Origin of the sequence: Kribbella antibiotica (assembly GCF_004349055.1) — a bacterium.
In the GTDB taxonomy this organism is placed as follows: domain Bacteria; phylum Actinomycetota; class Actinomycetes; order Propionibacteriales; family Kribbellaceae; genus Kribbella; species Kribbella antibiotica.
In genome coordinates this window covers 1-24,569 of sequence record NZ_SMKX01000048.1, presented here as the reverse complement: position 1 = coordinate 24,569, position 24,569 = coordinate 1, and the positions used below count along the sequence as shown (strand labels likewise).

Genomic DNA, 24,569 nt, shown 5'->3' with positions numbered 1-24,569 from the left:
GACCGTAAAGCGTTCGCAATGTTCGGTGCCAACCTCTGTGACCAGATCGGCGTCCAGACAGTGCACATCAAATGGGGACGCCAATCGTGAGGGGGCTGGGCATGAACGGGATCTCGCTGCTGGGTGGGTGGTTTCCGGCGACGCTGGAGGTCATCGCGGTCGGGTTGCTGATCGCAGCGATCGGCTGGCGGGACCGGCGCTGGCGGGTGCGGATTCTGCCCCTGGTGATCGGGCTTTCCGCGGTCGGGGCCTTGCTGGCGTCGTACCCCGGAGCCGCGCTGGCCGGGATCACCGACCCGCTGCCGTTTGGGGTGTGGCTGTGGCTCGGGGTCGGGCTGACGGCGCTCGTCGTGCTGATCGCGGGCTGGCGCAGTGCGCAGTGGTGGCGGCGTGGGGTCGCGGTGCTCGCGATCGGCATGGCGTCGCTGGTGTGCGCGAACCAGGTCAACCAGTTCGTCGGCTACTACCCGACGGTCGACTCGGCGCTGAACGACTTCACCGATGCGCCGCTGCCCGGGCAGGTTTCGATGACTGGGCTCGCGCACGATTCGGGCGGTCACACGCTGCCGAAGGTCGGCAAACTCGTGTCGGTCAACATCCCGTCGACGTACAGCGGGTTCGACCACCGCGCCGAGCTGGTCTACCTGCCGCCGGTGTGGTTCCGCAGCGCGAAGCACCACCCGGCGCTGCCGGTGGTCGAGGTGATCGGCGGCGAGCGGGGAGCGCCTGCGGACTGGGTACGACTGGGGAACGCGGTCAACACGGCCGACGCGTACGCCCACCAGCACCACGGCTATGCGCCCATACTGGTATTCGTGGACGCCACCGCCAGCTTCGACAACGACACCGAGTGCGTTGACGGCCCGCGCGGAAACGCCGCGACGCACCTGGCGCGCGACATCCCGCAGTACATCGAGAACACGTTCGGCGCGTCCAAGAACCCGGCCCAATGGGCGGTCGCCGGTTTCTCGATGGGCGGGACCTGCGCGATCGATCTCGTGGTCGAGCACCCGGATGTGTTCACCCACTTCGTCGACATCTCCGGTGATCTGGAGCCGAACAGTGGCGACGACCACGACACTTTGGTCCAGTTGTACGGTGGCGATGTGGCATTGGAACAGGCCAATGAGCCGTTGAAGGTGATGCAGGCGCACGGGAAGTACACCGGCGTCAGCGGCATGTTTTTGACGAGCACCGCCGAGAAGACGCACCAGCGTGAGGCGCACATGCTGTCGAAGGCGGCCGCCAAGGTCGGCATTGCCTCGACCGTCACGGTCTCGCCCGGTTCCCATGTCTGGCAGTTCGCCGGTCCGGCGTTCGCCAAGTCGTTCCCGTGGCTGGTCGGCCACATCACTCCATCGCGCCACAGGCCCGCGTGACGCGCAGAATCCTGATCTCCCTCGTCACGCTCGTGCTGGTCACCCTGACCGCCGCAGCGGACGCCAAGCCTGCCGTCGTCGCCGTCCCGGCCGGGAACCTGAGTGTCCTGGCCCTCGGCGACTCGGTGACGTCGGGCTTTCACTGCTATTGCGACGCCTTCCCTGCCGCGTACGGCGACCAACTGGCCGCCCAGACCGGCTCCGGGGTGACCGTGCACAACTTCGGCGTCGGCGGGATCGACTCCGGCGGTCTGCTCGACGATCTGGACGAATCCGGCTCCCCGATGGCCCAGGCCGCGACCGACGCCGACTACGTCCTGCTCACGATCGGCGCCAACGACTTCGCCGGGCACGAGGACGACGTCACCGCAGGCACCTGTACGACGGAGTGCGTGTCCGAGGAGCTGGCCGGACTGAGCACGAATCTGCGCCAGATCCTCGACCGAATCACCGCGCTCGACACCCATCGGACCCCAGAGGTCCTGGTCACCGGCTACTGGAACGTCTTCAAGGACGGCCAAGTCGCCCGCGATGAGTACCCGCTCGAGGGCGTGGACGCGACCCAGGCGCTGACCAAGGCGGCCAACGAGGTGATCGCCAACGTCGCGCAGGCCGCCCACGCGACGTACGTGGATCTGTATGCGCCGTTCGAGGCCGCGCCCGATGTCACCAAGCTGCTGGCCGCCGACGGCGACCACCCGAACGCCGCCGGCCATGCCCTGATCGCCGACTTGTTGCTCAAGGCCACACCACCGCAGCGCAAGCTCACCGGCTGAGGCTGTCGCGGAGGTCAGTCCGACAGGTCCAGCGCGTCCAGCGCCTCTGACAGCTTTCGGAGCGCCGCGACCGCTTCGGCCAGCTGATCTGCGCCCATCACGGCGGCGAGTTCGGCCGCGTGCTCGGCATGGTGTGGGTTGATGGCGCTGATCGCCGCCCGCCCCTCCGGAGTGACAGCCACCAGCTTGGCCCGACGGTGGGCCGGATTGTCGTGGTACTCCGCGAGACCGCGCTCGGCCAGGACATCCGCCGTACGCTGCACGGCCTGGCGAGTGATGCCCATCTCCCGGGCGATCGCCGAAACCGACTGTGGCGATCCGAGGACGGCGCCGAGTACCTGCCACCACGTGGCGGTCACTCCGGCTGGCCGAGCCAGGTGCTCGGCCAGCTCGAGGAACTGGCCGTTCAGCTTGAACGCCGTCAACGCGGCGCTGCTGAGCAGCTCTTGATCGCGCGCATGCATCAGACAGACATCAGTTCGTAGAAGCCCGCCGGGTCCTGGTCGCCGTACAGCTTGTACAAGGAGTCGAGCACCGGTGCCTTGTAGATCTCCAGCTCCGCGAAGATCGCTCGCGCGAACTCGACCGGCGCCTGAGCACCGGCGGTGATCAGACCCCGATCAGTCACCGCCCGCTCCTCCTTGTACAAGTGCCCACCCTGGTAGCCGAGGCTGTCCAGGAACGCGGCTGCGCTGCTCGTGTGCTCGCGATCATCCAGCAACCCGGCCAGCGCCAGCGCCCCGGTCGCACCGCAGATCGCCGCGACCGGTACGCCGGCATCCAGGAACTCACGCGCCTTCTCGACGTACGGCGCATATGCCTCGGTCGGCCAGAGGTCGTTGCCAGGCAGGATCAGCATCGCACTGTCCTCAGGCCGCAGCTCGGCGAGTAACGAGTCCGGAAGCACCCGCAACCCGCCCATCGTGGTCACTGGCTCGAGCGCCGCGCTGACGGTCTGCATCTTGAAGCGACCCGGCGCCTGATGCCAAAGCCCGTTGTTGATGTGAGCACTGACAAAGCCGACCTCCCAGTCGGCCAGGGTGTCGTAGACGGCGAGGTGCACGGTGAGGTTCTCAGTGATCGACATGACAACATCTTGTCATTTTGACAACCTCTTGTCAATCGATTCGGAAGGCGGTCTGCTGATGGAGGACCACCGCCGCAGCGCAAGCTCACCGACTGAGGTCCTTCCGCGACGGTCGGTCACGAACTAGGGTCCTGGGGACACGACCCCACCGCCCTGAGGGAGTGACCATGCCCCGCAATCTGCTGCGCACGAGCTCCCCCGTTCTGGTGGGCCGCAGCGAAGAGCTGCAGGTTCTCGTCTCGACCGTGCCGCGGCGTTCGACGGTCGTGATGATCGAGGGCGAGGCCGGGATCGGCAAGACGCGCCTGGTGGACGAGTTGCTCGCCCATCCGAAGCTGGCCCAACTCAAGGTTCTGGTCGGCCACTGCCAGCACCTGCGCGAACCCTTCCCGTACGGCGCTGTGATCGAAGCACTGCGGTCGCTGGCCGGGACCAAGCTCCACACGATCAGCCCAGTCGCCGGGGCGCTCCGCCCACTTCTGCCCGAGCTGGCCGACGTACTGCCGCCGCAGCCCGAGCCCATCGGCGACCCGCACGCCGAGCGGCACCGCACGCTGCGCGCGACCCGCGAGGTGCTCGCCGCGATCGGCCCGGCTGTCCTGGTCGTCGAGGACCTGCAGTGGGCCGATGACGGCACCCGCCAATTGCTGCGCTTCCTGATGGCCGACCCGCCGACCAATCTCTCGGTCGTGATCACGTACCGCCGCGAGGATCTGGCTGGCCATCTCCCCCTCGGTACGGCGTACCGGCCGCCTGACCATGTCGCCGGGATCCTGCTGCAGTTGCGCCCGCTCGATGTCGACGCCGTCCGGGTCCTCGCGGCATCGATCCTCGAGCATGAGCCGGTCAGCGCCGAGTTCGCCGACCGCCTGCACGAGCGGACGGCCGGCATCCCATTCGTCGTCGAGGAGCTGTTGCGTTCGCTGCACGGCACGGCCGGTCGGCTTCCTGATGAGGTCGAGGTCCCGGTGCTGCTGCGCGACGCGTTCGCCGACCGCCTCGCCGGGCTGCCCGACCTCGCGCACCGGGTCGTCCATGCGGCCGCGGTCCTCGGCGTACCGGCTGGCGTCGAGCAGTTGTCCGTCGTGGCCGGCATCGACGCGGAGCAGGCCGAGCTTGCGCTCATCCAGCTCGCCCGCGCTGGCGTCCTGCATGAGACCCGGCCGAATCAGTACGGCTTCCGCCATGTCCTGGCGCAGCAGGCTGTCTACGACTCGCTGGAAGGACCGGCCCGCCGCCAGCTCCATCTGAGCGCCATCGACGCGCTTCGCGGGGCTGAGCCGCCGCCACTCGTGCAGCTGGCTGAGCACAGCCGCCGGGCGGGCCGCCGTACCGACTGGCTCCGGTACGGCGAGGATGCCGCCGACCGCGCTACCGAAGTCGGCGACCCGGCCGTGGCGACGGGCCTGCTTCAGCGACTGCTCGCCGAGCCCGACCTGCCGACCAGCGAGGTCGACCGGCTCGCCACCAAGCTCGGATCGGTCGCGTACGCCGGTCTCGACCAGCACGACCCGGTCGCGACCCTCGACCGCGTCCTCAGCGACCAGCGCCTGTCCACTGCCGCCCGCGGTGAGGTCCGGCTGTTGCTCGGCCGGCTCATGGTCCGCCAGAGCGGCCGCATCGCCGAGGCGCGGATGACGATCAGGCAGGCCATCGATGAGCTCACCGAACGCCCCGATCTGGCCGCCCGCGCCGCCGCCCTGCTCGGAACGACGTACATCGGCGACACCCCTGTCGCCGAGCAGTTGCCCTGGCTGGAGCGTGTCGAGCAGTACGTCGGCGTGTGCGACAGCCTCGAGATCCGATTGTCCCTGCTGGCCAACGTGCTCGGCTCCCGCCTGGCGATCGGCGATCCCGCCGTACTGTCCGCCGTGTCCGCACTCCCCACCGCTGTCGAGTCACAGGCCGAGCGGCGCCAGCTCGCCCGCGCCCGCTGCAACCTGAGCGACTCCTGTACGACGACCGGTCATTTCGACAAGGCCCGCGAATTCTTGACCAGCGGGGTGCGGCTGGCGGCCGAGGCCGGCAGCCCGTTCGTCGTCAGTACGGCGCGCTCCACCGAGGTCCGGCTCGACTGGTACACGGGCCGGTGGGCAGGATTGGCCGAGCGCGCCACCCGGCTGCTCGGCGAGTACCGGGATTTGTTGCCGGTGGCAAGCGAACTGTCACTGGTCCTCGGGTTCCTCGCGATCGCCCGGGGTGAGTGGCCCGCCGCCGCCGAGCACCTCGGCCAGACCGGCGTACACAGTCCACAAGACTCGATGACGCCGATCGCGATCGGCGGGTTCGCCGGGCTGGCACGGATGTGGCTGGCCCAGGACGACCTGCCTGCCGCTTCGGCGATCGTCGAGCGCGGGCTGCAGCTGGTCCGGCACAAAGGGATCTGGATCTGGGCGGCCGATCTCGCCCCGATCGCGGTGAGTACTTTCATTGCGACCGGTCGCCCGCACGAGGCCGCAGCACTCATCGAGGAGTTCGCCGACGGGATCGCCGGCCGGGATGCGCCGCTCGCGCACGCCGCGCTCTCGTTCTGCCGCGGTGAGCTCAGCGAAGACCCAGAGCCGCATTTTCGAGCCGCCGAGACCGCATACCGCGCCCTGGATGCGACCTACCTGGCCGCCCAGGCCGCGGAGCGGGCCGGTACGCAGGATCTACCCGCGCTGGCCGACTGGTACGACGTACTGGGGGCGACGCGTGACGCTGCGCGCTGCCGCCACGACCTGCGCTCGCGCGGCACACCAGCTCAGTCGCGGCGCGGACGCCGCGGCTATGGGCTGGAGCTGTCACCTCGCGAGCAGGATGTCGCCCGGCTGGTCTCGCAGGGCCTCACCAACCGCGAGATCGCCGAGGTGCTGTTCCTGTCACCGCGGACTGTCGAGCAACATGTCGCGAAGGTACTGCGCAAGCTCGGCGCGGTCTCCCGCGCCGAGCTCGGCCGTGCTACCGGGTGAGGGCTACTGGCTGAAGCAGAAGCCCTGAGCACCCACCGCCCAGCACTGGATCTGCTTGGTGGTGGTGTTGCTCAGACCTGCCCGGTCAGTCACCTTCAACTCCGCCGTGTAGGTCTTCTGGGCGTTGCCGTAGGTGTTCGACGCGGTGGCTCCGGTGCCCGTCTTGCCGTCACCGAAGGTCCACGCGTACGACGCGATGTCGTTGTCCGGATCGGTTGAGCCGCTGCCGTTGAAGCTGCACACAGCCCACTGGCACTGCACCGTGAACGACGCGACCGGAGGCTTGCCCGCGGGCGGTGCACCGGCCTGCACCTGCTTGGTCGTGCTACCGGTCTTGCCCGCGGTGTCGGTCACCGTCAGCTTCACCGTGTAGGCGCCGGCCGAGCCGTAGGTGTGCGACGGCGTAGCACCGGTGCCGGTCTGGCTGTCACCGAAGTCCCACGCGTACGACGCGATCGACGGTGAGGAGGCCGATCCGTCGAACGAGCACGTCAGCGAGCTGGCGCAATTCGCGCTGAACGATGCGGTCGGGCCGCCCGGCTGACCGCCACCGATCTTGCTGACATCCAGAAGCTTGTTCGGCGAACCGGCCCCGGCATTCGTCACCTTGCCTTCCTGCGCCATGTTCACCAGCGCGTCCCGGACCTGCTGCGGGGTCGCGCTCGGGTTCGCCGACAGGTACAGCGCGGCTGCGCCGGTCACGTGCGGCGCGGCCATCGACGTACCGGACATGCCTTTACTGCCGTTGTTGCTGGAGTTGCTGGCCGAGGTGATGTTGCCGCCCGGCGCGAAGATGTCCACGCAGGAGCCGATGTTGGAGAAGCTGGAGCGGCTGTCGTTGGAGTCCGTCGACGCGACGGTGATTGCCTCGGGCACCTTCGCCGGGCTCGGCGTACAGGCGCTGCCGCCGTTGTCGTTGCCAGCGGCAACTGCCCAGACGACACCCGATGCGATCGAGGCCTTGACGGCGCGGTTGATGCCTTCGGGGTCGGCGTTGGCGCCGCCGGAGGTCCAGCTCGCGTTGGCGACGGCCGGCTTCACCGCGTTCTGGGTGACCCAGTCGACGCCCTGGATGGAGTCCGCGTCAGGGGCGTTCCCATCACAGCCGAGCACCTTGACGCCGATCACGGTCACGTCCTTGGCCACGCCGTAGGTCTCGCTGCTCGACGTACCGGCGGTGTGGCTGCCGTGGCCCTGGTCGGTCGGGTTCTTGCACTCGTTGACGTTGGCGTCCTCGTCGACGAAGTCGTAGCCGGACTTGGCCCGGCCCTCGAACGAGACATGGTCGGTGTTCAGCTCGGAGTCGGTGTTGTAGACGGTGACGCCGGTGCCGGTGTTCGGGTACTTGTAGACGCTGTCCTTGACCCCGTCGATGCGGTCCAGTCCCCACGACGGCGGGTTCGGCTGCTCCCCCGCCGCGGCCTTCGCAAGACTGCGAACAACGCTGGCACCGAAGGCGTTGCCCTTGGCATCGGCCCGGTGCACCCACAGCGACTGCTGCACGAAGTCGACCTTCGGGTCCGCCGCGAGCCGTCGCGCCTGCCCGTCGGACAACTTCACCGCGAAGCCACGCAGGGCGGCCGAGTACACGTTGCGGATTTTGCCGTCGTACCGGTCAGCCAGTACGTCGGCCTCCGCGCTGACCGTCGAGAGCGCGGAAGGCGCCAGCGACGTACCTCCATGCAACCCGACGATGTAGAGGCCGGGGACGGTGTCCGGCGCACCGGCATTCAGAACCGTGCCGGTCGGCGCGGCCTGGACCACCCCGGCTCCGGTCACGGCAAGGGCCAGGGTGGCCGTGGTCAGGACGGCAGCCAGCCGTCCCAGTGCGAGATATGGCATCAGGATCTCCTTCTGGCCGGCGAGGCGGCGCGGCCTGCAGCAACTGTCGAGGCAGGCCACCGGCAGAACAATCCGTAGTGGGATAGGTACCAATAGATGCGTAGACCTACCTATCCGGTTGCGGATTGTTCGGTGTGCCGCAACTGCTGATGCTGCAGTCATGAGACGACTACTGGCAGCATTCACCGCCCTGATTGCTTTCTCCCCCGGTCTCGCCCACGCCGCCCCACCGTCGTACGGGGCCGTCCTGCCCGACGACAACCCGCCGACGACCCAGATCATCGGCGGGCAGCAAGCCTCCGTGGCCGACTACCCCTTCGTCATCGCGATGCTGCGCGAAGGCGGTGCCCGGCCGCAGGGACAGACCTGTACGTCGGCCGTCGTTGCGCGGCGCGTGATCGTCACGGCCGCGCACTGCAAGAACGGCGACGGCGTGAAGTCGATGCTGTACGGCTCGGACGACCTGACCAAGCCCGGCGGCACCAAGCTCGCGGTCAAGGAGTACCTGCAGCACCCGAACTACCAGCCGCCGAACGGCTGGCAGCAGGGCTGGGACGTTGGCATCGTGGTCACCGAGACCGACATCCCGGTGCCGGCCGGCTACAAGTACCCGCGCGTCGCCGACTCCACTGACACCACCCTCGACGACCCGGGCAAGAAGGCACTGCTGCTCGGCTACGGCCGGGTCCGCGACGGCGAGAACGAGTTCGGTCACCTGAAGAAGGTGGAGAACTTCCCGCTCGTCGACGGCCGCAACACCTGTGGCTCGTTCGGTTCGTTCAACGACGCCTACATGATCTGCGGCGGGTACGCCGACGGTCACGACGGCATCTGCCAAGGCGACAGCGGTGGCCCGATGCTCGTCGACGGCGTGATCGTCGGAGTCGCATCCTGGGTCAAGACCGGCTGCGGCAGCTACGGCGCCTGGGGCAAGCTCACCGGCGTGATGGGCGACTGGGCCAACGAGACCATCAAGAAGTACGGCGACCCGGACGCCCCCACCGCCTCCTTCACCGCGAACTGCGCGAACTCGCTGACCTGTTCGTTCGACGGATCCGCGTCGTCGCCGTCGATTGCGTCGTACGCGTGGGACTTCGGTGACAGCCAGACCGGGACCGGCGCCACCCCGTCGCACACCTACAGCTCGGCAGGAACCTTCACGGTGAAGCTGACAGTGACCGACACCGCGGGCAAGACCGGCTCGACTACCAAGCAGGTACAGGCCGGTACGCCGCCGACCGGTCAGCCGCCGAAAGCGTCGTTCACGGTGCAGTGCCAGTGGGCGGTCTGCAGCTTCAACGGCAGCGGCTCAACCGATCCGGACAACGACATCGCGTCGTACGCGTGGAACTTCGGCGACGGCAAGACCGGGTCGGGCGCGACCGCCTCCAACACCTACGGCAACACCCAGAAAACCTACACCGCCGAACTGAAGGTCACCGACCGCGCAGGCCTGAGCAACACCACCACCAAGCAGATCCAATGCTGGGCCGTCGGCGCCCAGGGCTTCTGCTTCAGTCAGTAGGCACCGGGCCGACATCGATCGCGTCGAGCTCGGCGTAACAGTCCCCCTTGGTGAACCGGACGATGTTCTGACCGGCGCTGAGGGGGACATCCACTGCCACCACCGACAACAGATCCCACCCGTACGACGGGTAAACGACCGCCGCCTGCGGTCCGCCGTTCGCAGCGACCTTGTGGCTGCAGTTCGTCCCCATCCCGTTGGCGCCGCGGGCCCGGATCAGGTAGTTGCCTGCGGTCGGCGCCTGGACCGTGAACGCCACCACGCTGTCGTCGAAGTCGATGTAGCGCGCCTTGCCGCCACCCGACGCCGAAGTGATCCGCCCGGTCTGCACGTGCGTGAGCGTCGCATTCGCCGACTGCTCAGCCTCCAGGCGCACCAACGTCTGCCCGGTGAGAGCGCCGTACCAGATTCCGGCCGCCTTCGACAGTGCGCCGTAGTACGGGTGCACTCCGTCAGATAGATCGAAAGGGTTGACGAAGGCACGGTTGGTGTCCACGAACGTCACCTTCTTGCCCGCCGCCGCCTTCGTCGCCGCCAGCGCCGGAATCGTCGCGTTGAACGCGTTCACGTGGGCCTGTTTCAGCTCGTCGTTGAACGGCGGAATGCTGCTCACGAACGTCTGCGTGTCCGGCAGCGTCTGCGCGATCGTGTCCAGCAGCACCGACAACCGCCCCGGCGCGGCCCCCGACGACTCGTCGGTATGCATGTCGTTGGTCCCGATCATCAGCGTCACGACGTCCGGCCGGTAGGTGTTCAGCCAGCCGACAATGCTGTCCTGGATCATCTGGACCGTCCAGCCGCCGTGCCCCTCGTTGTCCTTGTCCGCCAGCGCCGCGGACCCGGTACTGACCGACCCGACAAAGTCCACCGGCCGCCCATCAGCTTTCAGCAACTGCCACAGATCCGTCCGGTACGACCCCTCCGCCGTATCGAACCCTGCAGTGATCGAGTCCCCGATCGGCATCACCTTCGTCGGCACGCTCCGCACCAGCGGCACCGCCACGGCCGCCTGCACCGCGGCCGGCGTCTGCTCACTGCCCGAACTCAATCCCATGGCCAACACCGAACTGACGAGCGCAACCGGTACGGCGCGCAGCACTCCACGCATCACAAATCCTCCTCGGGGCGGGTGCCCTGATCGTCCGCCACACCCCTGAACCCCACAAACCTTTCCGCCACCGCCGAAGCCTCCTGGCACAATCACCCCGTGGAGGAATCCTTCGCCGCCGCACTTCGGCAAACCCGTCGTTCCCGGGGCCTCAGCCAAGAGGCCCTGGCCGAGCGTGCGGACCTCAGCACGAAGGCGATCGGCCTGCTCGAACGCGGAGTCCGGCGGCATCCTCACCTGACCACGATCGACAAGCTGGAGACAGCTCTTCACCTGTCCCCTGCCGAGCTGGCAGTGTTCAGGCGGCTGGCTGCTCGCAAGAGCGCGCCGGCCGGGCCGGACACCAGCTGGGTGGTCGCTGACCAGCTGCCGACCACGCGGGCGTCGTTCACCGGGCGAGCCCGGCACCTCGAGCAGCTGAAACGAGCCTTGACGACCGGGGAAGCCCAAGCCGGGGCGACAGTGATCGTCACTGTCCGCGGGATGGCCGGGGTCGGGAAGACCGCCTTGGCAGTCGAGGCCGCTGAGGCCTGCCGAGCCACCTATCCCGATGGCGTCCTGTCGGTGAATCTGCGCGGGTTCGGCTCCGGTACGCCGCTCAGTCCGGTTCAGGCGATTGGGCAGCTCCTCCGGGCGACCGGCGTACCGGCTGAGTTGTTGCCGACCGACCAGACCGACGCGATCACGGCGCTGCGCACGCGGCTGGCGAACCGGCGCGTTCTGCTGCTGCTCGACAACGCCCGCGATGTCTCCCACGTCACCGACCTGATCCCGAGCACACGCGGCGCAGCCGTCCTCATCACCAGCCGCAACACGCTCACCACCTTGCCCGCACGGCAACACATCCAGCTCGAGCCGATGCCGGTCAGCGACTCGGTCAAGCTCCTCACAAGCTCGTCAGGCACCGACCGGCTCGGCGACTCCGCCGACCAGATCGCCGCGCTCTGCGGCCACCTCCCCCTCGCCCTCTCGGTCGCCGGTGCCTGGCTCCTGCAGCACCCCGACACCCCAGCAGCCGAGCTCGTACGGCGCCTCGCCGACGAAACCCATCGACTCGACCTGCTCGGTGTCGACGACCGCGACGTCCGCGCCAGTCTGTCGCTGTCGGTCGACCACCTCACCAACAGCCCTCGGCCGCACGATCACGAAGCTGCCCGTGTCTTCACGCTGCTCGGCCTGACCGCCGCCGGCGACTTCACCGCCGAATCCGTCGCCGCCCTCCTGCAGACCGCACCGGCCAGAGCCGGCGACCTGCTCGAACACCTCACCGACCTGCACCTGCTCGAATCCTCAACCCCCGGCCGCTACCACCTGCACGACCTCGTCCGGACCTTCGCCCACGAACTCGGCCGGGAACTTCCCGAAGCCGAACGCGCCGCGACCGTCGACCGGCTGCTGTCGTTCTACCTGTCGGCTGCCTGGCGCTCCGGCGACCTCGCCGACCCACAAGCCGCCCGGAACGCCTGGCCCGGACGCCCGCCGACGCCGAAGTTTCCGGTCTTCAAGACCTCCGAACAGGCACTCGGCTGGCTCGACACCGAACTGGCCAACTACCTGGCGATCATCGATCAGACCGCCGCCCTGGGCACCCATGACGAGGCTGTCGCCGGTGTGGTCGTCGGCCTCTACAGCTACTTCACCAAACGCGGGAACCTCGTCGACTGGCTGCCCGCGATCGACCGTGTCCTCGACGGCCGCATCGACCGCTGGACGTACGCCCAACTCCAGGCCGACGCCGCCATCGCCCTGGCCGAACTCGCCCGCTACGACGAGTCGGCGATCAGGTTCGGCCTGGCCCGGGACGCCTTCGAAACCATCGGAAATCTCCGCGGTGTGTCACTGACGACGACCAACAACGCCCGGCTCCTCGTCCGGATGGGCCGGTACGCCGAAGCTCTGCCGCTGGCTGAGCAGGCGCTTGCCATCAACCAGCAACTCGGGAACACGCGCGCGCTGGGAGCGTCGTACGGGACTCTCACCGAGATTCATACCGAGCTCGGCGACTGGGCAGCCGCGGAGGCGGCTGCCACCGCTGCAGTCGAGCAGTACACAGCCGCCGGAAGCAGCGGGTATGCGGCCAACATCCGGATCGAGGGGGCCTGGGCCCGCGCCCGGTCGGGTCACTCCGATGTCGCCATCGCCGACCTCACCCAGTCGCTTTCGGAACTGGAGAAGCTCGGCCTGCACAAGAGCGTGTGTGACGGCCGGTGGGTGCTCGGGATGACCTACCTACTGAGGAAAGAGCTCGAGCAGGGCATCGAGCAAGCAGAGCTGGCGCTGGAGATCGCCCTCGATGTGCAGGACATCCGGCGAGAGGCGCAGGTTCGGGTGCTGCTCGGCGAACTGCTGAACGAGATCGGCGACCGCGACGAAGCGGTCGCCAACCTGGAGTTCGCGATTGCCTTCTACCGTCAGCACCACCCGGGCAAGGCCACCGACGCGGAAGCGCTCCTGACAAAGGTCCGCAACGAAACCAGCGCCTGACAGTTTCGTCAGGCGCTGGTCTGCGAGCTACTACTTGGCTTGGGCCGTGGAGACCGGGATGGTCGACTCCCCACCCGGCTGGTTCTCCGGGAAGTGGCACGCAGCCTGGTGGCCGGGAGCCAGCTGCAGCAGCGGCGGCTCGGTCGTCTTGCAGATGTCCTGAGCCTTCCAGCACCGCGTGTGGAAGCGGCACGCCGGCGGCGGGTTGATCGGGCTCGGCACATCGCCTTCGAGGCGGATGCGCTTCACGTTGCCCTTGCGCTTGGTGTCCGGGACCGGGACTGCCGAGAGCAGCGCGACCGTGTAGGGGTGCATCGGCTTCTCGTAGAGGCTGACGCGGTCGGCGATCTCGACGATCTTGCCCAGGTACATCACCGCGACCCGGTCCGACACGTGACGCACGACCGACAGGTCGTGAGCGATCATCACGTAGGTCAGGTCGAATTCCTTCTGCAGGTCCTCGAGCAGGTTGACGACCTGCGCCTGGATCGAGACGTCCAGCGCCGAGACCGGCTCGTCGGCGACGATCAGCTTCGGCCGCAGAGCGAGCGTACGGGCGATCCCGATGCGCTGCCGCTGACCACCCGAGAACTCGTGCGGGTAGCGGTTGTAGTGCTCCGGGCTCAGACCCACCAGTTCAAGCAGCTCCTGCACCGCGCGCTTCACGCCGTGCTCGGTCTTGACGTTCTGCAGCTTGTACGGCGCACCGATGATCTTGCCGACCGTGTGCCGCGGGTTCAGCGAACCGTACGGGTCCTGGAAGATCATCTGGACGTCACGCCGCAGCGGGCGCATCTTGCCCTCGCTGAGGTGGCTGATGTCGCGACCCTCGAACACGATCTTGCCCGCGGTCGGCTCCAGCAGCCGGGTCAGCAACCGGCCGGTCGTGGTCTTGCCACAACCGGACTCCCCCACCAGCGACAAGGTCTCGCCGCGGGTGACGTTGAACGTCAGGCCGTCGACAGCCTGGACGGCGCCGGACTGCCGCTGCAGCAGGCCCTTGCGGATCGGGAAGTGCTTGACCAGGCCTTCGACCGACAGCAACTCTTCGCCGAGTGCCGGCGGCACCACGCCCGGGACGGCGGTGGAATCGATCTCTTCAATACTCACAATGTCGTCCCGTTCACAGCTTCGGCTTGATGTCGGTCTCCCACGCGTGCTGGCGCTGCTGCGGGGAGAGGTGGCAGGCGACCTTGTGGCCGGAGCCGATGTCGAGCAGTTCGGGCCGGTCGGTCTCGCTGGCACCGCCGTTCAGGTGCGCGTAGTTGCAGCGCGGGTTGAACGCACAGCCCTGCGGAATGTTGATCAGGCTGGGCGGCGTGCCCTTGATCGGGATCAGCCGCTCGGTGCGCTCCCGGTCGATGCGCGGCATCGAACCCAGCAGACCCCACGTGTACGGGTGCTGCGGGCTGTCGAAGATGTCCTCGGCCGTGCCGTACTCGATCGCACGACCGCCGTACATCACCTGAATGTCGTCGGCCAGCTCAGCCACCACACCGAGGTCGTGCGTGATGATGATGACGGCCGAGTTGAACTCCCGCTGCAGGTCCCGGATCAGGTCCAGGATCTGTGCCTGCACGGTCACGTCGAGAGCCGTGGTCGGCTCGTCGGCGATCAGCAGGTCCGGGTCACACGACAGCGCCATCGCGATCATGGCGCGCTGCCGCATCCCGCCGGAGAACTGGTGCGGGTAGGCGTCCACCCGCTTGTCGGGCTGCGGAATGCCGACCCGGTCGAGCATGTCGATCGCGTGCTTGCGCGCAACCTTCTTGGTGACCTGGTTGTGCACCCGGTACGCCTCGACGATCTGCGCACCGACTGTGTAGAAGGGGTGCATCGCCGACAGCGGGTCCTGGAAGATCATCGCCATCCGCTTACCGCGGAGCAGCCGGACCTCCTCCGGCGTCGACGCGACCAGGTCCTGACCGTCGAGGAAGATCTCCCCGGTGATCCGGGCGCCACCACGGCCGTGCAGGCCCATGATCGCCATGCTGGTCACGCTCTTGCCGGAGCCGGACTCGCCCACGATCCCGAGGGTCTTGCCGCGCTCGAGCTGGAACGAAATGCCGTCGACCGACTTGACGAGGCCGTCGTCGGTCGGGAAGTGCACTCTCAGATCACGCACGTCGAGGAACGCCTCGCCGCGCTGGACCCGCTGGACGACGGAGTCTTGGTTTTCGGTCACGAGATGCGCACCCTCGGGTCGACGACGGCGTAGAGAAGGTCAACGATGAGGTTGGCCAGCACGATGAAGAACGCGGCGACCAGTGTCACGCCGAGCACCTTGGGCAGGTCGTTCACCCGCAGCGCGATGACGGCGTACTGGCCGATGCCGGGCAGCGAGAAGGTCGTCTCGGTAAGGATCGCGCCACCCATCAGCAGCCCGAGGTCCAGACCGAAGATGGTCAGGATCGGGGTCAGCGCCGACCGCAGACCGTGCTTCATGACGACGGTCCGCTCGGTCAGGCCCTTGGCTCGAGCGGTCCGAACGAAGTCCTCGTTCATCGTCTCGAGCATGCCGGCCCGGGTGAGCCGTGCGTACGACGCGGCGTACAGGAACGCCAGCGTCACCCACGGAAGAAGCAGGGAGTACGCCCACCAGATCGGATTCGTTTCATCCATGGGGTTGGTACCACCGGCCACTGTCCAGCCCAGCCCGTAGCTGAAGATCGACAACGACAGCAGACCGGTGAAGAAGATCGGCAGCGAGACACCGGCCAGCGCGACCGACATCAGCGACCGGTCCAGGACCGACCCGCGCCGCAGCGCGGAGATGATCCCGGTGCCGACACCGGTGACCAGCCAGATGAAGGCCGCACCACCCGCCAGCGAGGCAGTGACGGGTAATCGCGCCACCAGGTCCGGCCAGACCGGCTGCTGGGTCAGGAACGAGTACCCGAAGCACGGCGCCGGGCAGTGCTCGGTCGAGGGGCCGTAGTTGTACTCCTGCCCGACGAACAGGCCCTTCACGAAGCGGCCGTACTGCTCGTAGAGCGGGTCGGTGAAGCCGAGCCGGACCGCCGTCTCGTGGATCTGCGCCGCCCCCGCGCTCTTACCGACGTAACGGGACGCCAGGTCGTCGGCGGTCGCACCGCCGAGCTTGGGGACTTGGAAGAAGATCGCGAACGTCACGGCCGTGACGATGAAGAGCAGGACTACTGCCCCGATCACCCGGCGGACCAGATATGCAAACACCGTGCTCGGCGTGGTGGCCGGTGATCATCGCTGATCACCGGCCACCGAAGCCTTCACCTACCTCTGCTGAGCGATTTCGGTTGAAAGGTCAGGGCAACGACTACTTGAGGCCGATGCCCGCGTAGTCGTACATGTTCTGACCGGAGTTGGTGAAGACGTTGGCCACCGTGTCGGGGCGGTACAGCAAGCCCTTCGACCAGACGCCCGGCAGCGCGCCGGCCTGCTCCATGACCTTCTTGTCGACGTCGACCCAGTAGCCGTTGCGCTTGGTCTCGTCGGTCTCGTTCATCGCCTTGTCGACCAGGGCGTCCACCTCGGGGATCCGGATACCGAGGTTGGTGTTACCACCGGTCGTGCGGATGGTCCGGCTGTCGACGATCTGCTGGAGGAAGCCGAAGCCGTCGTTCCAGTCCGCGCCCCAGCTGTAGACGATCAGGCCGAGCTTGTTCGACTTGGCGAAGTCCGGCTTACCGGCGTACAGCTTGGTGTAGTCGCTGGTCGGGTAGGACTTGGCGGTCAGCACGATGCCGACCTTCTTCAGCGACTCCTGCAGGGTCTCCGCAACAGCCTTCTCCTTGCCGCGGTCCGTGCGGTAGGTGATGTTGACCGGGAAGCCGTCCGGCTTGCCGCACTCCTTGAGCTCGGCCTTGGCCTTCTCGACGTTACCGTTCTTGTCGGCCTCGAAGCCGTAGTCGTCGAACTTCTGCGCACCGTTGACGATCGGCGGCATCAGGTTCGTCGCGATGTCGCCACCGATCGCACCACCGTAGGCACGCTGGTAACCCTCGTGGTCGGCAGCGTAGAGAACGGCCTTGCGGCAGTGGATGTTGTCCAGCGGCGGGACGTCGCTGTTCAGCACCGTGAAGTTCAGGCGCGAAGCCGGCACGTTGTCGGTGTGCGCCTTCAGCTTCGGGTCGGCGAGCACCTTCGCCTGGGTCTCCGGCTGCACGCCGGTACCGGCGAGGTCGACGTCGAGGTCACCGGCGATCAGCCGGTTGTCGATGTCGGTGCCCTCGATGTTGTACGAGATCGTGAACTTGTCCGGCAGCGCCTTGCGGCCCGAGTCCGGGTCGGTGGACGCGTCGTAGTTCTCGTTGCGCACCAGCTCGAAGCCCTTGTTCGGGTCGTACGCACCGAACTTGTACGGACCGGTCGCGATCGGGTGCTCCTTGTACTTCGCACCGGTGTCCTTCGCCTGCGGGACCGGAGCGGTCGACGGCAACTGCGCGAAGTAGTCGAAGCTCGAGAACGGCTTCTTCAGGTGGAAGACGATGGTCTGGTCGTCCGGGGTGGTGATCGCCTTCGCGACCCCGGCCAGCGTCTTGTCCTTGTAGACGCTGTAGCCCGCGGGCACGTCCAGCAGGAAGTCGTTGAAGTACGTCGGGCCGCTCGGCAGCGTCGCCTTGTCCAGCGACCGCGCGACGGCGTACTTGACGTCCTTCGAGGTGACGACCGTGCCGTCCTCGAACTTCACGCCCTTGCGGATCTTGTAGGTCCAGGTCTTGGCGCCGTCACTGGGCACGCCAGGAGCCTCGGCCAGGTCCGGAACCGGCTTGCCACCGTCGGCGCCCGGAGTCACCTTGAAGGTCATCAGCGGCCGGACGTAGTTCCGCACCAGGTTCCAGGACAGACCGTAGTACGTGTCGCCCGGGTCGGTGGAGTCGTAGGCCTCGGTGATACCCATCCGAAGCGTGCCACCCTTTTTGTCGCTCGGGCTGTAAACCTTGTCCACGGCCGCGTTGGCCTCCGGCGTGGCGCCGCCTGCGCTGCTGCCACCGCCCGGTGTGGCCTTCGGTCCCCCGCAAGCCGCCAGACTCAAGGCGACGGCCGCAGCGACGGCAGTGACCGTCGTGATGCGTTTCCGACTCATCTCTTGTTGCACCCCTTTTAGTGGTGAGAGCCCTGCGTTCACAAGGCTCCCGGTTTGGAGAGAAGTACTACCGCGACCGCGGGTCCAACGCGTCGCGCAACCCGTCGCCGAACAGGTTGAAGGCCAGCACCGTCACGAAGATCGCGAGGCCCGGCGGGATCATGTACATCGGGTCGACCTGGTACCACTTCGAGGCGATCGACAGCATGTCGCCCCAGCTCGCCGTCGGCGGACGCACGCCGACACCCAGGTAGGACAGACCCGCCTCGAACAGCACGTTGGTCGGGATCAGCAGCGTCGAGTAGACCAGGATCGGCGCGATCAGGTTCGGCAGCAGCTCGGTGAACAGGATGTAGGGACGGCGCGCACCGAGGCTGCGGGCCGCGTCGACGAACTCGCGCTCGCGCAGCGACAGCGTCTGTCCCCGGATGATCCGGCCGATATAGGGCCAGCTGAAGAACCCGATGATGAAGACGATCAGCGCCACCCGCAGCGCGTCACCCTCGAGGCCGAGAATGCTGTCCGGGATCGCACCGACCAGCGCCAGCGCGAACAGCACCAGCGGGAAGGCCAGGAAGATGTCCATCAAGCGGCTGATCAGCGAGTCGACCCAGCCACCGAAGTAGCCGGCCACGATGCCCATCACGACGCCGATCACGACCGACACCGTGGTCGCCAGGACGGCGATCAGCAGCGAGATCCGGGCACCGTAGATGACCCGGGCCAGGATGTCGCGGCCGTTCACCGGCTCGACACCGAGCGGGTGGTCCCAGCTGATCCCACCGAGTTTGCCGATCGGGGTCTGCAGGGAGGAGTCGACCAGCTTCTGATTGAAGTCGTTCGGGGTGATTCCGATCGCCTTGCAGATCAGCGGCGCGAAGATCGCCACCAGAACCAGCAGCAACACGATGACGCCACCGGCCAGCGCGACCTTGTCCCGCTTCAGCCGCGTCCAGGAGATCTGCCAGAGCGACCGCCCCTCGATCTTCTTGACTCCGTCGAGGACGGCCTCCGGCTGGGCCGACTGCGACCCCGGTTCGACCTCGAGTGGCGTGCTCACGCGATGCGGCTCCCCTGCGTCATTCGGTTGAACCGGACGGAAATCCGGTATGGCTGCGGCCTTAACCTGCCGCCATTACGGTCTGGAGTCAAACGCCCAAAGGGGTGCGTTGCCCGATCGTGATCGCGCGGAAATCGTCCCGTATCGTGGACGTTTTGGCAGTAAAGCACGGGCTCCTACCGAGGGTCGCCGTTAGCTCGCAAACCGTTACTGTCATGGCATCTTTGTGTCATTTTCGAAGGCCTGACAGATGCAGGAACGCGAGCGGATCGAGAGCTCCGGACACGTTCTGTACGTCGGTCCCGGCGACCACGCTGAGTCGCCCCTGCCAGGTCGGCAGCACCGGTACTTCGCGCGCGAACACGTCTTGTAGCTGCCCAAGCAGCTCTGCGCGGGTGATTCCGTTCTGCTCGACCCTTTCCTGCTGCAGCAGCTTTGTCGCGGCCGCCGAGCGGTACCCGTTCGGGAACGGATCGCTGACCCCGACGAACGGCGCGAGGTAGTTGTCCGCGTCCGGGTACTCCGGGATCCACCCCGCGATGTAGAGATCGAAGGCACCCGCCCTGATCTGCTGCTGGTACTCCGGCCAGTCCGCACTGCGCAGAGTCACCCGGAACAGCCCTGACGCGTCCAGCTGCCGCTTCAGCTCCAGCGCCTCGGCCTTCGACCCCGGCCCGAATCGGCTCGGCGTCCAGCCCAGCGTCAGCGGCACCACGCCCTTCACGCCACCGGCCTTCAGGATCGCGACCGCGGCTGCCTTGTTCGGCTGCTTGTACTCCGACCGGAACGCATCCGTCGCCCCACCGACAGTGGACGGAACCATCGAGTACAGCGGGCTCACATGCTCGGCGTACGCCTTCTTCACCAGCGCCGGACGATCGATCAGCTGCGCAATCGCCCGCCGTACCGGAAGTCTGCGGGCCGTCACCGACTTCAGCTGGAACGCGACGAACTGGATCACCGCGTCCTCGGACTCGACCACCTGCACCTTGTTCGACGTCCGCAGCTTGTCGAGCTGACCGATCGTGAACCCGCGATACGCCACATCGGCCTGGCCGCGAGTGATGGCGTGATTCAGCGCGACCGCGTCCTTGACCAGACTGATCTGTACGCCGTCGTTCTGCGCACCGCGCGAGCCCTTGTACGCCGCGAACCGCGCGAGCGTCAGCGACTCCCCCGGCTTGTAGGCCGTCAACTGATACGGCCCACTGCCCACTGCCGTCGTGGTCACAAGTTTGCTGACCGGATACGACTCCTCGTCCACGATCGACGCACCGGTCGTGGTCAGCAGATACGGCAACCGCGCATCCGGCGCCTTCAGGTTGAACACCGCGGTCAGCTCATCCGGCGTACTGACCGAGGTCACCGAGGCGAACAGCGGCGCCGGCCCACCCGGCGTCTTCATCGCCAGCATCCGGTCGAAACTGAACCGCACGTCCGACGAGGTCAACTCGTGCCCGTTCGGGAAGGTCAAGCCCTCCTTCAAACTGCACGTGTACGTCGTCGGTGAGTCGAACTGGCAGTCGGCCGCATCCGGGACCGGGGTCGGCTTGCCCGGAAGGATCGTCAGCAACGTCTGGTAGAGATTCGCCTGCACGGTCCGCGAACTCACGTCGTACGGTCCGGCCGGGTCCAGCGAGCTGACCGAATCCGTGGTCGCCACCCGCAGGACCATCGACTTCGGGGTGGGGCCGCCCGTGTGCGGCGCATGGTCGTCCGGCTCACCACACGCCACCAGACCCGCACTCAACCCACCGACCGCAGCGGTCACCACCAACCGCCGCCACAACTCGCTCACTTATGTCACCTTCCCCAGCCCAACACCCCAGATAACGGCCCCCGAGGGCTTGAGGTGACGGTAACGCCTCAGCGGAGCAACTCCCGCAGCGACTCCGGAGTCACGGCTTCCAATGAGCCGACAACCAGGCGGCGCGGCGCCTCCGGAATCGGCACCAAGTGCGGTACCGCCACGACGTACGCACCGGCCGCCGTACCGGACTCTGTCCCGGTCACCGAGTCCTCGATCACCACACACTGCGCCGGGTCGACGCCGAGCTTGGCCGCCGCGGTCAGGTAGGGCTCCGGGTGCGGCTTGCCGTTGGTCACCTCGTCACCGGCGATGATCACGTCGAACGGATCGTCCGGCAGGTGGGCGAGCACCGCATCGATCATCACCCGGTACGACGCCGATACCAGCGCGCACGGAATGTCGGCCTTGCGCAGCGCCTGGAGCAGTTCGAGCGCTCCCGGCTGGAAGTCGACCTCACGACGCAACTGGTCGACCACCTCGTTGAAGATCCGCTCGGCGAGCGCCTCGCCGGTGATCACGCCAGCCGGAAGAGCAGCCAGCCAGACCTGTACGGCGTCCCTCAGGTCACTGCCGAGCAGCCCGAGACTGTCTTCCTCCGTCCAGGTCCCACCCAGCTCCGGCAGCACCCGGTACTGGACCTCGGCCCACACCTTCTCCGAGTCGACCAGCGTTCCGTCCATGTCCCAGAGCACGGCCTGCAGCACGGCTCCCCCTCCATTTGTGGTTGTTCCGGAACCATTTTCCCGTGTGCATGGGGCCAGCCCGGGAGCGGGGCCTACCGACACGTTCCGCCGGAGGTGAAACGCCGCGCGTGGCGTGACCCAACCACGTAGGCTGGCAGTCCGGATTCCGGCAGCCCTGCCGGATGGCTATCAGACGACAGGGGGCCTGCGAGTGGTTGATCTCGCGAACCTGAGGGACCCGGTCGTGATCGCGGCGTTCGCGGGCTGGAACGACGCCGCCGAAGCGGCCACCGGAGCGGTCGACCACCTGATCGAGGAGTGGGGCGCCGAACTCGTCCTCGAGATCGACCCCGAGGACTACTACGACTTCCAGGTGAACCGGCCCGAGGTCGGATTCGACGAGAACGGCGAGCGGCAGCTGACCTGGCCGACCACCCGCGTCTACGTCGCCCAGCCCGAGGACACCGACCGCGATGTCCTGCTGGTCCGCGGGATCGAGCCGAACATGCGCTGGCGCGGCTTCGCCCAGGAACTGCTCGACGTGGTCGACGAGTCGAACGCGCAGATCATCGTCGTACTGGGCGCCCTGCTGGCCGACTCCCCGCACACCCGGCCGATCCCGGTCTCGGCGACCTCCACCGACGAGGCGCTCAGCACGGCCTGGAGTCTGGAGCCGTCGACGTACGAGGGCCCGACCGGCATCACCGGCGTCTTCGCCGACCTCTGCGGCAGCCTCGGCGTACCGGCCGTATCGATCTGGTCCGCGATCCCGCACTACATCGCGGGCTCCCCCTGCCCGAAGGCGTCACTGGCGCTGCTCAGCAAGATCGAGGCGCTGCTCGACCTGCAGATCCCCGAGGGCGAGCTGCCCGAGATGGCGCGGGCCTGGCAGCGCGGCGCGGACGAGCTGAGCGAAGAGGACCCGGAGGTCGCGGAGTACGTGAGCTCCCTCGAGGAGCAGCGCGACACCGCCGATCTGCCCGAGGCCTCCGGCGACGCGATCGCCGCCGAGTTCGAGCGGTATCTGCGACGGCGGAATAAGAACCATCCGGATACGCCTTAAAGCTGTGCTGAATGCAAAAACAGTTGCTACTCGCGAGTCACCTACTGTGGCGTAACCTCTACGATCGGCCTATTGTCGTGCCCGGACAGTAGGCCGTTCCTGGGAGCACGACATGCACGGGTCACGGGGTGAGCACGGCAGTTCGTCCATGCCTGCCCTCGCCGTACTGATCATTCTCGGCGCCGTCGCGGTCATCGGCTTCCTCGGCAACAAGAAGGACGACGAACCACCACCGGTCGACCTGGCGGTCCTGACCGCCTCCAGTACGGCGACCACGATCGCGCACGCACCGGTCGATCCCGACCCGTATGCCGCGACCGCCGGCATCGTCGTCCACCCGCGCGCCGAGTCCGCGCTGTACACCGCGCCCGATGCCGACCCATTCGCGAAGATCGGGCCGAAGCAGTTCGGGCCGACCTGGCTTCCTGTGGTCGAGCAGACCGACGGCTGGGTCCGCGTGCTGCTGCCGTCCAAACCGAACCGCTCCACCGGATGGATGCGCGACGACGACCTCGAGCGCGCCAGTTCGCCGTACCTGATCCGTGTGCACACCGGATCACGGACGATCGAGCTGTTCGAGAAAGGCAGGCGGCTCGGGTCCTGGAAGGCTGGAGTCGGCACCCGTAAGACGCCGACGCCGGCCGGACGCACGTTCCTGCTCGGCTCGATCGTCGACCACAAGCGCTCCGCCTCGCCGATCGTGCTGCCGCTGGGTACGCACAGTCCCACTCTGGACACGTTCGGTGGTGGACCTGGTACGGTCGCGATCCACGGCTGGCCGCGTGCCGACGTGTTCGGAGCAGCGATCAGCGCCGGGTGTGTTCGGGTCCCGAAGACCGCCTTGGCCAAGATGCAGCAGGTCCCGCTCGGGACCCTCGTTCAGATCGACAACAAATGACGTACGTGAGGAGACCGGAGATGCGCCGACAGCTCGTACCGACCGTCGTCACGGCAGCGGCCGTGGCCGGAGTCGTGGCGTTCAGCCTGGTCGCCAGTGCCCCAATAGGCAGCGCGGCCACCCGGCCCTCGTCGGCTTACGCCGTCAGCGCCTCCGGCCAGGTGCCGGTCGACAAGACGCCGTACGTCGAATCTGTCGACGGCAAGCAGAAGTCGTCCTCAGCCCTCGAGCTGCCCGACAACCCGCTGCTCGACGTCCGGGCCGGCACCGTCACCGCCGGCAACAACTCCGCCTCCGTCGAGCTCCTCGACATCTCGGTCGGCGGCGGCATCCTCGGCCAGATCCCGATCCCGCCGGACCTGAAGAAGCAGTGCGACGCCCTCCCCGCAACCGGCGCCAACGACCTCCCGATCCCGGACATCAAACTCCCGGACCTGGGCCTCCCGCTGCCGCCCCTGAGCACCAAGGACCTGCCGGTCAAGAACCTCCCCGACCTGTGCAAGCTCCTGCTCACCCCGCCGACCTCACTCCTCGGCATCGACGCCGTCAACGTCTGGTGCTCCGGCACCAAGGGCGGCATCGACATCGGCGCCCTCACGCTGCTCGGCCAAACCATCAAGATCCCGAGCACCACCCAGACTTTCAGCACTCCCGCCAACCCCTTGATCGCGCTCACCGTCAACGAGCAGACCAAGAACGCCGACGGTTCCTTCACCGTCACAGGCCTGAAAATCGACCTAGGCAACGGCGCCCAGGTGATCCGCCTGGCCTCAGCCACCTGCGCAAAGCCCGCCGCCGCCAAGCCCACCCCGAAGCCGACCGTCCGGCCCACGCCTCC

Annotated in this window: 19 protein-coding genes; 8 read left to right on the top strand and 11 right to left on the bottom strand. The window is 67.4% G+C overall.

Features of this window, described 5'->3' with window-relative positions; translation table 11 throughout:
* Positions 1-101: 101 nt before the first annotated feature.
* Positions 102-1,379 carry an alpha/beta hydrolase-fold protein gene (locus E1263_RS18255; RefSeq protein ID WP_165956670.1) on the top strand — a complete coding sequence of 426 codons (1,278 nt, stop codon included), beginning with the start codon at positions 102-104 and terminating at the stop codon, positions 1,377-1,379.
* Positions 1,376-2,155, top strand: coding sequence for an SGNH/GDSL hydrolase family protein (locus tag E1263_RS18250; protein ID WP_165956669.1), 780 nt, complete (start codon positions 1,376-1,378; stop codon positions 2,153-2,155). Before E1263_RS18255 ends, E1263_RS18250 begins: the two co-directional genes overlap by 4 nt.
* A gap of 14 nt (positions 2,156-2,169) precedes the next feature.
* On the opposite strand, the gene E1263_RS18245 is transcribed toward E1263_RS18250, so the two are convergent.
* Together E1263_RS18245 and E1263_RS18240 are read right to left on the bottom strand one after the other, a co-directional pair.
* Positions 2,170-2,619 carry a MarR family winged helix-turn-helix transcriptional regulator gene (locus E1263_RS18245; RefSeq protein WP_132168875.1) on the bottom strand — a complete coding sequence of 150 codons (450 nt, stop codon included), beginning with the start codon at positions 2,617-2,619 and terminating at the stop codon, positions 2,170-2,172.
* Positions 2,619-3,242: a DJ-1/PfpI family protein gene (locus tag E1263_RS18240; protein WP_132168873.1), complete on the bottom strand. Its 624-nt coding sequence runs from the start codon at positions 3,240-3,242 to the stop codon at positions 2,619-2,621. Before E1263_RS18240 ends, E1263_RS18245 begins: the two co-directional genes overlap by 1 nt.
* Before the next feature lie 167 nt (positions 3,243-3,409).
* Between E1263_RS18240 and E1263_RS18235 the strand changes: the two genes are divergently transcribed.
* Positions 3,410-6,193: an ATP-binding protein gene (locus E1263_RS18235; RefSeq protein WP_132168871.1), complete on the top strand. Its 2,784-nt coding sequence runs from the start codon at positions 3,410-3,412 to the stop codon at positions 6,191-6,193.
* A 3-nt stretch (positions 6,194-6,196) separates the two neighbouring features.
* Here the strand turns inward: E1263_RS18235 and E1263_RS18230 are convergent, their stop codons facing one another.
* On the bottom strand, positions 6,197-8,035 hold the full coding sequence (locus E1263_RS18230; RefSeq protein WP_132168869.1) for a S8 family serine peptidase: 1,839 nt from the start codon (positions 8,033-8,035) through the stop codon (positions 6,197-6,199).
* A gap of 160 nt (positions 8,036-8,195) precedes the next feature.
* Here E1263_RS18230 and E1263_RS43700 point away from each other — a divergent pair, with 160 nt between their 5' ends.
* On the top strand, positions 8,196-9,560 hold the full coding sequence (locus E1263_RS43700; RefSeq protein ID WP_238161313.1) for a PKD domain-containing protein: 1,365 nt from the start codon (positions 8,196-8,198) through the stop codon (positions 9,558-9,560).
* Here E1263_RS43700 and E1263_RS18220 read toward each other — a convergent pair.
* Positions 9,550-10,668 (bottom strand): GDSL-type esterase/lipase family protein, encoded by a 1,119-nt coding sequence (locus E1263_RS18220; RefSeq protein WP_165956668.1) that lies wholly within the window; start codon positions 10,666-10,668, stop codon positions 9,550-9,552. The two genes, E1263_RS43700 and E1263_RS18220, sit on opposite strands and share 11 nt — an antisense overlap.
* Positions 10,669-10,767: 99 nt before the next feature.
* Between E1263_RS18220 and E1263_RS18215 the strand changes: the two genes are divergently transcribed.
* Positions 10,768-13,152 carry an ATP-binding protein gene (locus tag E1263_RS18215; protein ID WP_132168865.1) on the top strand — a complete coding sequence of 795 codons (2,385 nt, stop codon included), beginning with the start codon at positions 10,768-10,770 and terminating at the stop codon, positions 13,150-13,152.
* A 30-nt stretch (positions 13,153-13,182) separates the two neighbouring features.
* On the opposite strand, the gene E1263_RS18210 is transcribed toward E1263_RS18215, so the two are convergent.
* The 7 genes from E1263_RS18210 to E1263_RS18180 form a co-directional block, all read right to left on the bottom strand.
* Positions 13,183-14,262 carry an ABC transporter ATP-binding protein gene (locus tag E1263_RS18210; protein ID WP_165956667.1) on the bottom strand — a complete coding sequence of 360 codons (1,080 nt, stop codon included), beginning with the start codon at positions 14,260-14,262 and terminating at the stop codon, positions 13,183-13,185.
* Between the two features lie 13 nt (positions 14,263-14,275).
* Positions 14,276-15,337 carry an ABC transporter ATP-binding protein gene (locus E1263_RS18205; protein ID WP_165956666.1) on the bottom strand — a complete coding sequence of 354 codons (1,062 nt, stop codon included), beginning with the start codon at positions 15,335-15,337 and terminating at the stop codon, positions 14,276-14,278.
* Positions 15,334-16,347 (bottom strand): ABC transporter permease, encoded by a 1,014-nt coding sequence (locus E1263_RS18200; RefSeq protein WP_132168861.1) that lies wholly within the window; start codon positions 16,345-16,347, stop codon positions 15,334-15,336. Before E1263_RS18200 ends, E1263_RS18205 begins: the two co-directional genes overlap by 4 nt.
* A 100-nt stretch (positions 16,348-16,447) precedes the next feature.
* Positions 16,448-18,217: an ABC transporter substrate-binding protein gene (locus E1263_RS18195; RefSeq protein WP_132168859.1), complete on the bottom strand. Its 1,770-nt coding sequence runs from the start codon at positions 18,215-18,217 to the stop codon at positions 16,448-16,450.
* Positions 18,218-18,284: 67 nt separating this feature from the next.
* Positions 18,285-19,277, bottom strand: coding sequence for an ABC transporter permease (locus tag E1263_RS18190; protein ID WP_132168857.1), 993 nt, complete (start codon positions 19,275-19,277; stop codon positions 18,285-18,287).
* 229 nt (positions 19,278-19,506) lie between these two features.
* Positions 19,507-21,075, bottom strand: coding sequence for an ABC transporter substrate-binding protein (locus E1263_RS18185; RefSeq protein ID WP_132168855.1), 1,569 nt, complete (start codon positions 21,073-21,075; stop codon positions 19,507-19,509).
* A 68-nt stretch (positions 21,076-21,143) separates the two neighbouring features.
* Positions 21,144-21,791: an HAD family hydrolase gene (locus E1263_RS18180; protein ID WP_238161312.1), complete on the bottom strand. Its 648-nt coding sequence runs from the start codon at positions 21,789-21,791 to the stop codon at positions 21,144-21,146.
* Positions 21,792-21,981: 190 nt separating this feature from the next.
* Between E1263_RS18180 and E1263_RS18175 the strand changes: the two genes are divergently transcribed.
* From E1263_RS18175 to E1263_RS18165, 3 genes are all read left to right on the top strand, one after another.
* Positions 21,982-22,833 (top strand): PAC2 family protein, encoded by an 852-nt coding sequence (locus E1263_RS18175; protein ID WP_132168853.1) that lies wholly within the window; start codon positions 21,982-21,984, stop codon positions 22,831-22,833.
* Between the two features lie 112 nt (positions 22,834-22,945).
* The gene (locus tag E1263_RS18170) at positions 22,946-23,731 is read left to right on the top strand and encodes a L,D-transpeptidase (protein ID WP_132168851.1); all 786 of its coding nucleotides are present in this window, start codon (positions 22,946-22,948) and stop codon (positions 23,729-23,731) included.
* 20 nt (positions 23,732-23,751) lie between these two features.
* Positions 23,752-24,569: hypothetical protein (locus E1263_RS18165; protein ID WP_132168849.1), on the top strand; the 818-nt coding region annotated here is incomplete at its 3' end.